Below are 16,467 nucleotides of genomic sequence, written 5' to 3' on the forward strand. Positions count from 1 at the left end.
ACATATCGTCAGCTGCTTTTTCATTTAGGCAGTTTTAAGAATCCGGTAGCCGAAGACGCTTAACAAACTAAGTGTGAATAGAGCAAGCAAGACAAGTGACAGATAAGGAAGACCGAACACTTTGACAATGACGCTTAAGGCGACGACGCCATAAAAGATTCCTAATGTCTTTTGGACGAACGGTTCATTGAAGCGATGCAAGAGTGAAGCACCGAGTGGTGAGCCGATGAACGCACCGATGATTAAGGCGATCCCGAGTGATAACGGAGCACTGGTTCCGGAAGCGACATAACTCGTCACTCCTCCGAGAACGATCAATGTCGCAGAGGCGATGCTCGTTCCGATTGCTTGTTTGAGCGGAAAACGAACCCATCCGAGCAAGAGAGGCGTCAACAAAAATCCACCGCTGACACCCATCAATGACGAGAGAATTCCGGCAGCAAGTCCGATGACAGCGAGCTTCACTACGGAAGCATCATGGACCGGAAAAGACGGACGTTCCTTTGAACGGGGACGAAGGAATTGAATCGAAAAACCAATCAGTAAGAAAATGTAGAGACTTGATAAGACGACATCAGCACCAGCATGACGCTCGAGCCAAAAGACGACTGGTGTGATCAACGCCGAACCGATGATCCCGGACAGACCAATGATCCCGGCATCGCGAAAACGGAAAGTTTTTAATCGAAGATGTGACAGTGTACCGGTCACGGTCGATCCGAGTGTCAGCAACAGACTGAGGACGATCGCGGTGCTGGCTTCATAGCCAAGAATCAATAACAGTGGGGTCAGGATGATGCCACCACCGATTCCGAAAAAGCCGGAGAGTATGCCGATGATTGCTCCTAATAACATAAATGAGATATACATCATGAAACAGTCCTTCTTTCTAATACGTGATACCTTGAGTATGAAAGAGGAATACAAGATTATAAAAATGAATTAATTATATATAAATGATTATGAAATGTAATGAGGAGGGGTATTGTTGAAATTAACTGAACTCAGAACGTTCGTCACACTCGTTGAAACACGTCATTTTACGAAAACAGCGGAGCAGTTATTTCTATCGCAACCGACGGTCAGTGTTCACGTGAAACGACTAGAAGAAGATATCGGACATTCATTGTTAATACGTGATTCATTCGCAATAGGGGTCGAGGTATCGGAAATGGGCTGGATTGTCTATCGCCACGCAAAAGAAATTCTATTCCAACTCGAACAGATGCAGTCGCAGTTAGATGAATCGGAAGGTGTTTTCCAAGGTACACTACGGATCGGAGCAACACATACGATCCACGAGATATTGCTTGATGATATGATCCATCTGTTTTCACATGCTCACCCTAAAGTTTCACTGGACATCCAATTGATGAATCATGATCAAGTGGCAACAGCTTTACGACATCGTGAGATTGATCTCGGTATGATTGAAGGAGAACTGACACTTGATGGAATGAGACAAATCGTCTTTGCGAAAGATCAACTGCATATCATTGGAGCGACACATCTTGCACTCGAAGACGCGACGTGGATCGTCCGGGAAGAAGGATCCGCTTCTCGCTATGCACTTCATCGTTGGCTTGATGCGTCGTCGATCGTTCCCACTCGAACGATTACAGTAGATGCGAATTATTTAGCGCGACAACTTGTTTTGAATGGGAGTGGTATTGCAGCGTTGTCGGAACGACTTGTCACGTCTTTCCCGTCTGAATCTTTTACAATTCATACGAAAGGGATCTCCAACCGGACGTTTCGTTATCTGTTACCAGAGAAGATGCCAACTCGACTAGCCGAGCGTTGGATCGATTTTTTAGAAGCGAATTGGAAAGGCTGACTACAAAAAGATTTTCGGACTCACTGAACATAGTGATGAATCCAGAAATCTTTTTCGTTGACTTATACCCCTGTAGGTATTATTGTATGAAATGTACCAACGAGGTATGACGCATGTCACATTTGAAAAAAGGAGATGGACTTCATATGGAAAACGGTTATGAAGATCGCATCATTCATCGGATGAATCGGATTGAAGGACAAATCCACGGCATCGTTCGAATGATGAAAGAGGAGGCGTCTTGTAAGGATGTCGTCACACAACTGAGCGCTACACGTAGTGCAATCGATCGCGTCATTGGTCTCGTCGTCAGTGAAAACTTGATCGACTGTGTCCGTCAGGATGATGCGACGGAAAATCATGAACAAGCCGTTGCAGAGGCTGTTCAACTCTTAATGAAAAGCAGATGAAAAAATTTTACGAATTAATATACCCCTTAGGGTAAAAACTTGGAGGAATTACGTTCATGTCAGATACAAAAAAAACAACCATCGTTTTATTTAGTGGAGAGTACGACAAAGTCATGGCAGCTTATATCATTGCCAACGGTGCAGCCGCATACGATCACGAAGTCACGATTTTTCATACCTTCTGGGGTTTGAATGCGATGCGTAAGGATGAACCGATCCAGCCGGATAAAACATTCCTTGAGAAGATGTTCGGTAAGTTCATGCCACGCGGTGCCGATAAGATGCCACTCTCGAAAATGAACTTCGGTGGTGCAGGTCAAAAAATGATTAAAAACGTCATGAAGAAGCACAATGCGATGCCACTTCCAGACTTAATCGAATTAGCGAAAGAACAGGATGTCAAACTCGTCGCCTGTACGATGACGATGGATTTACTCGGTTTGAAACAAGAAGAATTACACGACGGGATTGAGTATGCAGGTGTTGCCGCCTACCTCGCCGATGCGGAGAACGGAAACGTCAATCTATTCATCTAATGATCTGAAGGAGGAATGACGCATGGATGTACTATCGATTATCTTGTTGCTCGTCGTCGGCTATCTCGCTTATAAGATGTTCGCCCCAACGAAAGGGGTCAAGCAAGTGTCGACCACGGAACTGAAGCCGTTACTAAACGACCGCAAACGATTTTATCTCGATGTTCGGACACCGGCAGAATTCAAAGGCAATCACATCAAAGGATTTAAGAACATTCCGTTACAAACGCTAAACAGTCAGCTGAATCAAATCCCGAAAGACAAAGAAGTGCTCGTCATCTGTCAAAGCGGGATGCGAAGCAAACAAGCCGTTAAAGTACTAAAAAAAGCCGGTTATTCAAATGTCACGGAAGTCCGTGGCGGAATGAATGCCTGGCGCTGAATCGAATCAAGAGGAGGAATTCAATATGAAACGCATGACAGCAACAGAAGTACAGGAAAAAATCGAACGTGGTGAACAACTGAACGTTATTGATGTCCGAGAAGTCGATGAAGTCAAAGAAGGAATGATTCCGGGAGCGATCCATATTCCACTCGGATTGATTGAATTCAAGATGAACGAACTCGACAAGAAAAAAGAGTATGTCATGGTATGCCGTTCTGGTGCACGCAGTGGTCGCGCAACGACATATCTCGAAGGACAAGGATATGACGTGACGAACATGGATGGCGGCATGATGTCGTACGAAGGCGAAACGAAATAAATAATACCCCACACCGTAAAGGAGCGAATTGTATGACTATGATTAAATCAGATATCGTATTGGATGCCAAAGGTCTCGCTTGTCCAATGCCGATCGTTCGGACGAAAAAAACGATCAAGACGTTAGAACCGGGACAAGTCATCGAAGTCCAGGCGACAGATAAAGGATCAACTGCAGATCTCCGTGCCTGGGCAAACAGCACCGGCAATCATTATTTAGGCACGATCGAAGAAGGCGAAGTACTCCGCCATTACGTTCGGAAATCAACAGGTGATGTCACGGAACTAGCAGCATTCGCTCAAACCGTCGACAATGCAACAGTCGAAGCAGCACGTCAAGACGACTCGATCACAGTGCTTGATGTTCGTGAACAAGCAGAATATGCCTTCGCGCATGTACCGGGAGCCATCAATATTCCGTTAGGTGAACTTGAGACACGACATGCAGAACTGGATTCAAATCAGACGGTTTACGTCATCTGCCGAACAGGTAGCCGAAGTGACATGGCATGCCGACAGCTCAGTGACAAGGGGTATACGGTCCACAATGTCGTACCAGGTATGCAGGAATGGGCATTTGAGACGACAACACTCGTTTCAGCGAAATAATTCACCAGCGTAAAGCAGAGGAGGAACTAGTAGATATGGCACAAGCAATGACAGCCGCACAAGTTACGAAAAAAATCATTGGACGCGAGTCTCTGTTCATCTTAGATGTACGGAATGAGGATGCGTTTCAAGATTGGAAAATCGAAGGAGAGAACTTCAAGTACCTCAACATTCCGTATTTTGAATTGTTGGATGGTGTCGAGGAGATTCTCGATCAGCTTCCGACGGATCAGGATGTACTCGTCGTTTGCGCAAAAGAAGGTTCATCAATTTTCGTCGCCGATATGTTGGAAGAAGCAGGACGAGACGTATCGTATCTGTCAGGCGGCATGAAAGCATGGAGTGAACATCTAGAACCGATTTCACTCGGAACGCTGAACGAAACAGGAACTGATCAAGGTGAAGTCGTTCAGTTCGTTCGAATCGGTAAAGGGTGTCTCTCGTATATGGTCATCTCGGAAGGAGAGGCCGTGCTCATCGATGCGACACGAATGACGGATGTGTATTTGGATTATGCCGCATCACGCAATGTCACGATTAAGCATGTGTTTGATACACATCTTCATGCGGATCATATTTCTGGAGGACGCGACATCGCCGAAAAAACAGGCGCGACATACTGGTTGCCGCCAAAAGATGCGACGGATGTCACATTCGATTATGCACCACTTGAAGACGGTAGTACGGTTCAAGTGGGGGATACAGCGATTGAAGTACGCGCTCTTTATTCCCCGGGACATACGATTGGATCGACTTCATTCATCGTCGATCAGCGTTATTTATTAACGGGTGATATCCTGTTCATCGATTCGATTGGTCGTCCGGATTTAGCCGGTCTCGCGGAAGACTGGGTCGGCGACTTACGTGATTCGCTCTACAACACGTATCGTGATCTTTCACCGGAATTAATCGTCTTACCAGCACATTTCATGATCATTGAAGAATTGAACGCGGATGGTAGTGTAGCGGAGAAATTAAGCATCTTGCTTGCGAACAACCATGGTCTCAACATTGATGATGAAGCAACATTCCGGAAAATGGTCACAGAGAACTTGCCGCCACAACCGAACGCGTATCAAGATATCCGTGAAACGAACATGGGGAAACAGACACCCGATCTTGAGACACAACGGGAAATGGAAGTCGGACCGAACCGCTGTGCGGTACGCTAAACCGAATCATAACAAACATTAAATCATTCAGGAGGAATACAACATGAAATCAGAACTCGTACTCGACGCAAAAGGACTTGCTTGTCCGATGCCAATCGTAAAAACAAAAAAAGCCATCGCAGGACTCGAATCAGGTCAAATCCTTGAAGTCCATGCAACGGATAAAGGGGCAAAAAACGATCTTCAGGCGTGGGCGACATCAGGTGGTCATGAACTCGTCAAACACGAAGAAGAAGCAAGCGTCCTAAAATTCTGGATTCAAAAAGGTTAATTTCGAAAAGAGAGCTGAGTTACGGCTCTCTTTTTTTAAGGAGTGATAAACGATGGAATTCGGTTTTATCGTGACGATTTTCTTAATCGGATTTGTCGGATCCTACATTTCAGGAATGTTAGGAATTGGCGGTTCAATCATTAAATATCCGATGTTATTGTATATCCCGCCCCTACTCGGTTTTGCAGCATTTTCTGCCCATGAGGTTGCGGGAATCAGTGCGATTCAAGTCTTTTTTGCAACGGTTGGTGGCGTCTGGGCTTACCGAAAAGGCGGTTATTTGAATAAATCATTGATCGTCTACATGGGGGGATCGATTTTAATCGGTAGCTTCATCGGTGCGTATGGTTCAAATATCCTGGCTGAAGACACGATCAACATCGTCTATGGTGTTCTCGCGTTAACGGCAGCGGTCATGATGTTCGTTCCGAAAAAAGGGATCGACGACATTCCGCTTGATCAGGTTCAGTTCAACAAAACGATTGCGGCAGTATCGGCATTCATCGTGGGTGTCGGAGCCGGAATCGTTGGGGCAGCAGGTGCCTTTTTACTCGTCCCGATTATGCTCGTTCTCTTGAAAATCCCGACACGGATGACGATTGCTTCATCGCTTGCGATTACGTTCATTTCGTCGATCGGCGCAACGGTCGGTAAAATCACGACAGGGCAAGTCGACTGGGGTCCTGCGGCAATCATGGTCGTTGCCAGTCTAATTGCAGCACCGCTTGGCGCAATCGCCGGGAAGAAGATGAATACGAAGATTCTCCAAGTCATTCTTGCTGTTCTGATTTTAGCGACAGCGGTGAAGATTTGGATCGACATCTTGTAAACAAAAGAACGCTCTACTTGTACGATGTTTCTTTATGAAACAATGTACAAGTAGAGCGTTTTCTTATTGTGCAGCTTGATCGATCACGTGTCGTAACGTGTGTTCGACTTCTTCTGCGACCGTCTTTAGTTCGGCTTCATCTGCTAAGTCCATCAAGGCAGTTGGTTTTGGCATACCGATTTTCGTTTGCCCGTTCTCGGTATAGACGACGATTTTACATGGAAGAAAGTAACCAGCCCGCAAGTCATGGGACACGACGCGGTGTGCTTCTTTTGGTTGGCATACTTCTAAAATATGATAGCTTTCATCAAAAGAGAGCTCTTTTTCTTCGAATTTGTTGGCCAAATCAAACTCCCATAAGACACCGAACGATGCCTCTGAGAGAGCTTGCTTCAGTTGAGTCATGACCTGATCCAGATTGTGATGCGATGTCACAGTGTAATCAAACATAAATACCCCTCCTGGTGTTTTCGAGTTATAGAGTCTATTCCCTGATCACACTTCTTTAATCAGGATGATCCAATGTGCTCTGCTTGAGCACATGCTACGACAAGACGGCAGTAGCGCGTTACAGTTAAATAAAAGAACATCCAATCGACGTCACGTGACGTAAGCTAAATAAAGGAGGCGAAGGGAGATGAAGAAACGAATGTGGACGATTGTATCAGTCATCGGTCTCATCGTCATCATGGTCGGGGGATACTTCGTGTTCCAGCAACAACAGGCAAAATCAAGTGGTAGTAAGGAATTGAGTTATCAACCGGAAGAGACGGCGATTCTAGCCGGCGGATGCTTCTGGTGTATGGAGCCACCGTTCGAAGAGTTAAAAGGAGTCAAATCCGTCATTTCTGGTTACACGGGCGGCGATGTTGAGAATCCGACGTATAACCAAGTGTCGGCGGAGACGACAGGGCATCGGGAAGCGGTATTGATCACGTTTGATCCGAACGTCATCTCGTACAAGCAACTGCTAGATGTCTACTGGCGTCAGATTGATCCGACGGATGCAGATGGTCAATTCGTCGACCGTGGTGAGTCTTATACGACAGCGATTTTCTATACGAATGAGAAACAAAAAGAAATCGCCGCGCAATCGAAACAAGATTTAGAGAAACAACAAGTCTTCGATGATAAAATCGTCACACCGTTGATTGCGGCAGGTCCTTTTTATGAAGCGGAAGCATACCATCAGGATTACTATTTGAAGAGTGAGAAAAAGTATAAGTTTTACCGGGCAGCTTCTGGACGCGACGACTTCATCAACCGCTACTGGAATGATCAACCAAAGCTCGATCTTCCAACGTATGCAAAGTTGTCTGATGCAGAAATCAAAAAGAAATTAACTGCGATTCAGTATAAGGTGACACAAGAAGATGGGACGGAGCCGGCGTTTGATAATCCGTATCATGACTTGAAGGCGGACGGAATCTATGTCGATCTGATTTCTGGTGAACCATTGTTTTCGTCAAATGATAAATATGATTCGAAAACGGGATGGCCAAGTTTTACGAAACCACTCGAACCAGGTAATATCATTGAGAAAAGTGACTTTTCAATCGGCATGAAACGGATGGAAGTCCGGAGCCGACATGGGAATGCGCATCTCGGACACGTCTTCTCGGATGGTCCAGAGCCAACAGGACTTCGGTATTGTATGAACTCGGCTGCCTTACGTTTCATTCCGAAAGAGGACTTGAAACAAGAAGGATACGGTGAATATGTAGCAGATTTTAAATAATCACAAAAAGGCATTCGATGCTCATATGCATGGGATGCCTTTCCTTTCAAAATTGTAAGATACATCCATAAAATAAATATCCATTTTATCCAGTTACTGTTTATAATCAAGATAAAGTACATCGATCTTGAAGGAGGAACAGGCGTGAAGAAACTGGTGATTTGGGTCATGCTGAGCTGTCTGATTTTGACACTCGGAGTAGGACCTACGACAGCAAAGGCGGAAACAGCCCTTGCTAAAGCAACGCTCTTGAAAGTAGGACAAGAAACGACGCTTGAAACAGGAACGGAAGAAAAAAATACATATTGGTACCGCGTCAACCATGAAGCGGGTGTAGAAAAGACCGCGTCACACTTCGAACTATCGATTGATACGGATCAACCTGTTCAAGTAACGGCGTATCCGAGTGAAGCGATGGCTGCGGAAGACGATACGTTTGATCGTTACCGGACAGAGGCGGAGCCAGATGAAAAAAACCTTACAAAATTAGCCGTTCCATATGCATGGGATGGACCGTATTATGTCAAAGTCGAATATTACCCGAACATCGAAGAAGGTAAGACGACGAAAGCCGCTCATGTCAAGTTGACGTATAACAACGTCAAATTGCCGGTTGAATATGAGCCGATCAATGACATCAGCTGTATGGCGGAAGAAGCACTCAAACAAACAAAAGAAGAAAAGCCGATGCTTGCACTCATGCACTCGATCCAAAAGCAAGTATTGAGCCAATCTGATGCAGGACGTGCTTTAACATCGCTTTACTACAAAGCGTCTCCTTACGTCGTCAAAACGCTATTATTCAACAAAGATAAGCGTCAACAAGCATACGAAGATTTAAAAACATTGAAGCCTGCGATGGAATCACTCGTACGTGGAACATCATACACATTGACGAAAGCTGATCAACAAGCTGTCGATCGTCTCTACAAATTATCACGTGACGCATCACCTGCTGTGATTGCGGAAGAGATTGATGGATATGCCAACAAAATGGATGTCTCTAAATTAAGTGGAAGCAAATTGAGCGAAACATTCCAGTCACTGGGAATGAACATTCAATCAAAAGAAGCAACACGTTATATCGTTAAATTAAAGCCAGGTAAAATGAACCGTTCGATGAAGATTGCGGGTGTTCAGGCAACGGATGTAGAACGTTTATCCCTTGGTAATGCGGGAGACTTCGTCATCGTGACGGAAGACCCAACTGTCAAAGGTCAATCGGCAACCGCATTAAAACAATCGCTCAACCGTTCGTCAGCTGTCGAGTACGTTGAGAAAATTCAGACGTACCGCGCAACGAAGGACATCAACTTCGATTATCAATGGGCTGTCAACAAAAAGACCGTCTTTGAGCAATTTGATAACGTTGGGATCGGGTTTGAAGCGTTCCAACAACGTTTCGGTTCGAAGAAGTTAGCGCCTGTTAAGATTGCAGTCATCGATACAGGTGTCGATTATCGCTTGAAGGACTTACAAGGAAAAGTTGATATCGCAAATGAAAAGAACTATGTTTCCGTCAACGGTGACGGGGATGCGATCGATGATAACGGTCACGGAACACACGTAGCGGGCGTCATCGCAGCAACGATGAACAACGATTACGGGATCCAAGGAATTCATCAATCGGCACAAATTTTGCCGGTTAAAGTCTTGAATGCAAATGGCGAAGGCGAAACAGACGCGATTGCACTCGGGATTAAATATGCAGTCGATCATGGCGCAAAAGTCATCAACATGAGTCTTGGTGGCGGTGAGAGCCGGACGATGGCTTATATGATGAAATATGCAGCAGATCATGGTGTTACGGTGGTTGCGGCTTCAGGAAACGACTATGACATGATGGTCGGTTACCCAGCGAACTCGGAATATGCGATTTCTGTCGGAGCGACAAACCCACTCGGAATGGTCGCTGATTATTCGAACTATGGTGTTGGTCTTGACGTCGTAGCACCCGGATCGAAAGTCGCTAGTTTGATTCCAGACGGTAACACGGTATACATGGATGGAACAAGTATGGCTTCACCACACGTTGCAGCAGTAGCGGGAATCTTGAAGTCACTGAACCCGAAACTGACACCAACACAAATCGAACAGATCTTGCGTAAGAGTGCAGAGCCACTTGCGTTTGAAAATCCAAACGACTGGTTCGACTTTGAAGAAGATGAAGACGGGGAAAAGATGGAACCTGCATTCCCAGCTTACGTCAGCCCAGTCTCTGGATACGGAAAAGTCAGTATTCCACGTGCGATTTCTCAGTTGAACTTGAACGGGAATGTCAATGACGTCTACGATAACCAATTGTTTGTTTCTGGAACGGTCAAGACAGGAACAAAAGTTGAAGTATGGGCAGCAGTCGTAACGAAAGATAAGAATGGTAAGGAAACAACGACGAACAAAAAGCTAGCTACGACAACAGCTCAAGCAGGAAAATACAGCGTGAAGATTCCGCGTCAAAACCAAAAGACAGTCTTGACGGTTCGCTATGCGAACGGATTAGACGTTACATCGGAACGGACAGAAGTTCTTCCAGGAAAAGCACCAAAAGCACCGAAGGTCAAACCAGTTCTTGCTGGTGCGACAAAAATGACAGGTACAGCTCTCGCGGGTGGTACGATTACCGTTAAAGATGCGAAACAAAAGAAAATCGCCACAGCAAAAGTTGATGCAAAAGGTCACTTCAGTGCGAAATTACCAAAACAAGTCGGTGGTTCAAGCTTGATCGTCACAGTGACGGATATTGCTAAACGTACAAGTAAACCGACGATCGTAAAAGTCCTACCAGCCCCAGCGGCACCGAAAGTGAAATCCGTCTATGCCGGACAAACGAAAGTAACCGGTACAGCTGAAAAGAAATTGAGTGTTTATGTAAAAGATGCGAAGAAAAAAGTTGTCGGAAAAGGAACGGTTTCTGCAAAAGGCAACTATTCCGTCAAAATTCCGAAGCAAAAAGCAAAAGCGAAGCTTTCCATCTATGTTAAGAATACACGTGGTCAAGTTAGCCCTGTGACTTCTGTGACAGTGAAGAAAGCGAAAAAGTAAGAGGGTAAAAAGACCTTTTTTCGGGTACATTCCGAGAAAAGGTCTTTTTTTGGATATCCTAGCTGTTGCTTCGAAAGCGTTTCTATTATATTAAATCTATAGAAACAAATGAAAAAGCATCATTCAACGAATGATGAGGAGGATACATTCATGGTGAATTGGATTCGGCGACGAATCGGTCGGCAACTGCTGACTGTTTTTTATGCGGTACTGATCGTAGTATCGATTACTTCGTTCTTTGTCTATGACTACATGGAAGGACGAATCGAAACATCAAAACAGAATCTCGAGACGATCAGTGAACAAAATCGCCGAGCCAATGATTTGTGGGACAATTGGCAAACGGTTCAGTTCGGTTTACGCGGATTCGTCATTTTTGGTAATCAGGAACGGTTTGATGAAATCCAAGCGCTCCGAACAGATATCAAAAGTGAGACAGATTGGTTCATGCGAAACGCAAAAACGGATGAAGAAGAAGAATTCGCAGCGCAAATGACGAATTTATATGAGTTATACTATGATGCCTTGTTCCCGTTGACCCAGTCTTACGTCAATGAAAAAAAGGCGAATCGGATCAATGAGGACTTCTTACAGGGGGATAGTCTGTTTTCTTTGCCGATTGCCGAGCGTCTTGTTGATCAAGGGCGATTAAAGCCAACTGCCGATGGTTCGATTGATATTACGCCAGACATCGAAAAAGCATCTGCAGCACTTGAGGAATACCGGACGAATCTCAGCCAACAACAAGAAACGGCTGTCGGTGAACTTCGGAGTGAGGTCGCAAAATCACAATGGATTTGGATCTCCAGTATTGTTGTGCTCATCGCCTTCATTCTCTTATTCGTGCACCCGTTCCTTCGCCGGATGACACGACAATTACTACGCTTAATCGATGATAATCAGAAGCTCGCTCGGAAAGAACCGATTAAGATTGATAAAGCTGCCGAGCAGCGACCAGACGAAATCGGATTGTTGCGCGCAGCCTTTAATCGGATGGTCGTGACGACAAATGCCCATACGGATGCGATGCAAGGCAAAAACGAAGAGTTGCAGGCGCAAAGTGAAGAGTTGCTCGCGCAACAAGAAGAACTGCAAGCGCAACAAGAAGAACTCGAAGAAGCGTATCAAACAACGAAAAAGAATGAGGAAAAGCTCCGATTGCGTAGCGAATTGACCGAGGCGCTTGCTGTTCGTGAAACCGTCGAATCGTACCCGGCAATCGTTCAAAAGATGATCGATATCACCTCTTCGGAGTACGGTGCCCTATTGCTCTATGAAGAAGGACAGTTCATGGGTGCGACGACGAATGGGATGACGATGGATTATTTAAAAGTTCTTTTGAAAGATGAGATGTCCGTCATCAATCGATCGGTTCGGGAGATGGAATTCATCCAATCGGAAAAACGGGTGACGCGTCAAAAAGACTATCCATATTCATTTAGCACGTATGAAGTGACGATTCCTATCGAAGATCCAGAAACGCATGAATTGATTGCAGCCATCTATCTGGTTCGTTATAAATCTGCCTATAAAGGACAGCAGTTAACGGATATTCGCGAGTTCGCGCAACAGATGACGTTATCGCTCCTACGAACGCGTTCTTACGAAGGGATGCGTCAAGAAAAAGAAAAGACCGAGCAAGTGTTGGACTCAATCCGAGAAGCAATCATTTATCTTGAGGATGGAAATGGAGAATTATACGTCAACCGTCCGTTGTTTGAGTTAATTCCAGAACTACAATCGGAATTTACGGTAGATCGAACGTTACCGTCGAGTGAGTACGTCATCAATGTAATGCGTCAGTTGGTGGATGACGTCGAAGCCTTTAATACGTATCTAGATTTGATTCGTTCCGGTGAGATTTCACCGGACAAGGTCCGGTTTGATATTCGAAACAACACCGCTCATCTCGAAGTCTACGCGGAACGTATTGATGTTGTCGGAGGATGGAAGGGAATCATCCTCGTCTTACGGGATATTACCCGGGAAACAGAAGCCGATCGTCTCAAAACAGAACTCGTCTCGACCGTATCGCATGAGTTACGAACACCACTCTCATCTATTTATGGTTTTACAGAGTTGATGCTGAATCGAAAGATCGATGACTCAAAACAGCAGAAATATCTAGCGACGATCCATAATGAGACGGAACGGTTATCGAACCTCGTCACGGACTTCTTAGACGTTCAGCGAATGCAGTCAGGTGGACAGTTGTACCAAATGGCACATCTCGATTTGTTTACCCTAACTGAACAAGTGATGTCCTTGTATGACGCTTCAAGTGAACAGCACGATCTCCATTTGCAGTTGCTCAGCCCGGATCGTCCATTCATTTTAGGAGATGAAGACCGGATTAAACAATTAATGAGTAACTTGATCAACAATGCGATCAAGTATTCTCCAGATGGTGGGCGCATAGATGTCTGGATTGATACGAAAGACGATCAAGCCATCATTGAAGTGAAGGATGAAGGAATTGGGATTCCGCATCATGCCTTTGCTCACTTGTTTGATAAATTCTATCGTGTCGATAACTCGGATACACGTCGAATCGGTGGAACGGGACTCGGTTTATCGATTTGTAAGGAAATCGTCAAAGAACACGAAGGCATCATCCATGTCGAATCTGAAGTTGGCAAAGGTAGTCGATTCATCATCGTGTTACCGCTCAGTCTAAGTGAATCCATTGAGTCGACAGAAAAGAATCGACGTTCTAGTTAAAGAAAACGTGATACGTTCCAGTTAAACCGTGTTCAGACCGCTTAGGTGTGAACACGGTTTTTGGTTGTTTTTAAAATGAGTAATCATGCGAAAAAAAGATTTTAATAAAATAAAAAAAGAGTGAATAAACAGCAATCCTGAACCGATATACCTATAGGACAAACGAACTATGGTTAAAAAAGGAAAGGGGGAATCGTCATGTATCAGAGATGGTTGGGAGTCGTTATGGGCTGGTTGCTGTTTCATATCGTCTGGGTGACGTATGTAGGCACGGATACGGTAATCGGACAAGTCGTCAACAGTCTGTTCACGATCGGTGGCGTAACGCTTTCCCTCTATTTGATTTGGCGGGCACAACGACGCCATACAAGACGCCCTTTTACTTACCGCTTATTTCTTCTATTATTATTCGCTAATGCGATGCTTGGTATAGGCGAATGTGGACAACTTCTATACTTCCTCCGAGAATGGACGCGAACAGAACCGTTTGATTGGATCGACTTGATCTTCAGTCTTCAAATCTTGATCTATATCATTGCTTTCGGTTATTTCCTGCGTAATCGACGACAAGAAGTCAATTTGCGGGTCTTTTTGTTCGATGAGTTCATCATTTTAGTCGTTGCAGGATCTCTTTCGTGGCACTACTTAGTGACGCCTTATTTAGAAGCGAATGCCTTGTTGACGATTGAAACGCTTTTATGGCTTCGTTATCCGATCGGTGATTTATTGTTGCTCGGTGGAATGATTGTCTTATTCTTTGGTTTGATGAAGCGTGGCAATGGCGGCTCGTTATTATTGATTCTACTCGCATTTCATTTTCAGTTACTCGCTGATCTATTATACGTGATACTCGAACGATTTGATTATCCATTTCCTTCGAGTTGGCTCGATCCGTTATGGTTAGCGACTGTCCTGATTGTCGGGCTTGCCGCGTATCGCTTTGATGCTGAGGAATCTCTCGTTCCTCTTGACGTTACACGGAGATGGATCGATGTCTTACGTTTGATCACTCCTTACTTATTCTTATTGATTCTATTCGTGACGATGGCACGACAAACGATTAGTTGGAACGGTTTGACGATTGGGTTAATGATTGCGATTCCGTTGTTGATTTCCCGTCAAATCCGGATCGTTGTTGACAATCAACGGTTGCGCGAAAATCTCGAAGCGAAGGTGGAAGAGCGAACGGAAGCATTAGCAACTGCCATGGAGGAGATGAGACACATGGCATATCACGATGCCTTAACAGGGTTACCGAATCGATATCTGTTTGCGCGACTGTTCCAAGATGCCTTGTACCGAGCGGAAGCGACTGACGGGCAGGTTGGGTTGTTCTTTATTGATATCGATCACTTCAAAGAGATTAACGATACGTATGGACATCGTGTCGGAGATCAACTCATCGTCGATGTTACGACACGTCTACAAAAGAAATTGCCGCCCAATACAGTCATTTCAAGACAAGGTGGAGATGAGTTCGTCGTCTTGTTATTTGACGTTGAACAAGAAGTAGAAGTGGTGCAGTGTGGGGAACATCTCGTTTCCTTGTTCCGACAGCCGTTTCACCATGGTATCATTCCACTTCCGGTAACAGCGAGCATCGGTGGAGCGATCTATCCGGCGCATGCAGCTTCTCGATCGGACTTGATCGAGCAAGCAGACCTAGCGATGTATGAGGCAAAACGTCGCGGGAAGAATCAATTTTGCTTGCATGATCCAGCGATAACGAACACATGAACGTCGTCATATTCAAAAACACGCTCGTATACCGAACCTTATCGGATCAGTCATACGAACGTGTTTTTTTGATGCCGATCATTTCTTTTGCGTGCGTGCTAAGAACGTTTCAATGACTTCTGGATTCGTCACAGCTTGATTACATGCATCGCTGTCGATACACATATGATGACCAATCGTCTGATGCTGTTCAGCTGAACGACGTGTCGTGGCGGTTACGAGTGTGATGTCACTATACGTATGGCAAATCGCACAAATCCCTTTTTGGATCGATGGAAGATAGGTTCCCTCGACGCCGATCCATTGATCGTCCAAAGGATAGACGAAGTATTTTTTACGATTCCCGGTATCGTTCCAGCTTAAAAACGTCGTGTGAGCCCATTCAAAGGAGTGAAGTGGCGGAACATGTAACTTTTTCGTTTTTTTGAAGAGCTGACGGATCCGTGATTCAGAAATGCTCGGAAACGGTTGGACGAACGGTTCGACATGTGCTAAATACGCGAGGAGATCTTGTTCGGATTCAGCGTCACGAATGTTCGTCAACAGCGCTTCCTGTTCTGGTGTAAGTACGGGCAATAGATCGAATATCTTTTCAGCAGCACTATACCGGACAGCATCACGAACATCCGGATCATGAACGGCAGCGAATTGATGTTGTAACAGATCGACTTGATTCCGAATAAAGTTGTATTGATAGGGCAATAAAAATGCGTCCATTCGCGTTCCTCCTTTTCTTTTCATCGTACCGGAATTTAGCAACAGAACAAAGCGACATTTTTGTTTTTCTGCCTCTTGCAAGGGGAATTGAATAACAGAATGAACGAGGAGGTGAAGAGGGACGTGCAGTATTTAACATTTTTAC

At 45.0% G+C, this 16,467-nt stretch carries 16 protein-coding genes; 13 read left to right on the plus strand and 3 right to left on the minus strand.

The annotated features are described in order from the left end of the window. Positions 1–24: 24 nt before the first annotated feature. Complete coding sequence (locus tag L985_RS02095) at positions 25–855, minus strand: sulfite exporter TauE/SafE family protein (protein WP_235609853.1); 831 nt, start codon at positions 853–855, stop codon at positions 25–27. Between the two features lie 133 nt (positions 856–988). Here L985_RS02095 and L985_RS02100 point away from each other — a divergent pair, with 133 nt between their 5' ends. The 9 genes from L985_RS02100 (at position 989) to L985_RS02140 (ending at position 6,367) form a co-directional block, all read left to right on the plus strand. Next, positions 989–1,837 carry a LysR family transcriptional regulator gene (locus L985_RS02100; protein ID WP_047391645.1) on the plus strand — a complete coding sequence of 283 codons (849 nt, stop codon included), beginning with the start codon at positions 989–991 and terminating at the stop codon, positions 1,835–1,837. A 146-nt stretch (positions 1,838–1,983) separates the two neighbouring features. Further along, entirely contained in the window at positions 1,984–2,247 is a 264-nt protein-coding gene (locus L985_RS02105) for a metal-sensitive transcriptional regulator (protein ID WP_023466936.1), read from the plus strand. A gap of 56 nt (positions 2,248–2,303) precedes the next feature. Then, the gene (locus L985_RS02110; protein ID WP_023466937.1) at positions 2,304–2,783 is read left to right on the plus strand and encodes a DsrE/DsrF/DrsH-like family protein; all 480 of its coding nucleotides are present in this window, start codon (positions 2,304–2,306) and stop codon (positions 2,781–2,783) included. A gap of 22 nt (positions 2,784–2,805) precedes the next feature. After that, positions 2,806–3,165, plus strand: a complete 360-nt coding sequence (locus L985_RS02115; RefSeq protein ID WP_047391640.1) for a rhodanese-like domain-containing protein — start codon at positions 2,806–2,808, stop codon at positions 3,163–3,165. Positions 3,166–3,190: 25 nt separating this feature from the next. After that, positions 3,191–3,487, plus strand: a complete 297-nt coding sequence (locus L985_RS02120) for a rhodanese-like domain-containing protein (RefSeq protein WP_023466941.1) — start codon at positions 3,191–3,193, stop codon at positions 3,485–3,487. A 38-nt stretch (positions 3,488–3,525) separates the two neighbouring features. After that, complete coding sequence (locus L985_RS02125; RefSeq protein ID WP_052169416.1) at positions 3,526–4,095, plus strand: sulfurtransferase TusA family protein; 570 nt, start codon at positions 3,526–3,528, stop codon at positions 4,093–4,095. A 35-nt stretch (positions 4,096–4,130) separates the two neighbouring features. After that, positions 4,131–5,267, plus strand: a complete 1,137-nt coding sequence (locus L985_RS02130) for an MBL fold metallo-hydrolase (protein WP_047391633.1) — start codon at positions 4,131–4,133, stop codon at positions 5,265–5,267. A 43-nt stretch (positions 5,268–5,310) separates the two neighbouring features. Next, complete coding sequence (locus L985_RS02135) at positions 5,311–5,538, plus strand: sulfurtransferase TusA family protein (RefSeq protein ID WP_029343316.1); 228 nt, start codon at positions 5,311–5,313, stop codon at positions 5,536–5,538. Between the two features lie 52 nt (positions 5,539–5,590). Next, positions 5,591–6,367 carry a sulfite exporter TauE/SafE family protein gene (locus L985_RS02140; protein ID WP_047391629.1) on the plus strand — a complete coding sequence of 259 codons (777 nt, stop codon included), beginning with the start codon at positions 5,591–5,593 and terminating at the stop codon, positions 6,365–6,367. Positions 6,368–6,430: 63 nt separating this feature from the next. Here L985_RS02140 and L985_RS02145 read toward each other — a convergent pair whose 3' ends face one another. Continuing rightward, positions 6,431–6,817: a DUF302 domain-containing protein gene (locus L985_RS02145; RefSeq protein ID WP_029343319.1), complete on the minus strand. Its 387-nt coding sequence runs from the start codon at positions 6,815–6,817 to the stop codon at positions 6,431–6,433. Between the two features lie 187 nt (positions 6,818–7,004). Between L985_RS02145 and msrB the strand changes: the two genes are divergently transcribed. The 4 genes from msrB to L985_RS02165 all read left to right on the plus strand — a co-directional run bounded on the left by msrB (position 7,005) and on the right by L985_RS02165 (position 15,605). Further along, a complete protein-coding gene (gene msrB / locus L985_RS02150) occupies positions 7,005–8,105 on the plus strand; it encodes a peptide-methionine (R)-S-oxide reductase MsrB (protein WP_047391625.1) in 1,101 nt (366 codons plus the stop codon). Between the two features lie 144 nt (positions 8,106–8,249). Further along, positions 8,250–11,147: a S8 family peptidase gene (locus tag L985_RS02155; RefSeq protein WP_047391622.1), complete on the plus strand. Its 2,898-nt coding sequence runs from the start codon at positions 8,250–8,252 to the stop codon at positions 11,145–11,147. 150 nt (positions 11,148–11,297) lie between these two features. After that, positions 11,298–13,868 (plus strand): HAMP domain-containing sensor histidine kinase, encoded by a 2,571-nt coding sequence (locus L985_RS02160; protein WP_052169396.1) that lies wholly within the window; start codon positions 11,298–11,300, stop codon positions 13,866–13,868. 198 nt (positions 13,869–14,066) lie between these two features. After that, the gene (locus L985_RS02165; RefSeq protein WP_029343323.1) at positions 14,067–15,605 is read left to right on the plus strand and encodes a GGDEF domain-containing protein; all 1,539 of its coding nucleotides are present in this window, start codon (positions 14,067–14,069) and stop codon (positions 15,603–15,605) included. 78 nt (positions 15,606–15,683) lie between these two features. On the opposite strand, the gene L985_RS02170 is transcribed toward L985_RS02165, so the two are convergent. After that, positions 15,684–16,322, minus strand: coding sequence for a FusB/FusC family EF-G-binding protein (locus L985_RS02170; protein WP_029343324.1), 639 nt, complete (start codon positions 16,320–16,322; stop codon positions 15,684–15,686). Positions 16,323–16,467 lie beyond the last annotated feature (145 nt).

The sequence above is a fragment of the Exiguobacterium sp. ZWU0009 genome, from assembly GCF_000798935.2.
In the GTDB taxonomy this organism is placed as follows: Bacteria; Bacillota; Bacilli; order Exiguobacteriales; family Exiguobacteriaceae; genus Exiguobacterium_A; species Exiguobacterium_A acetylicum.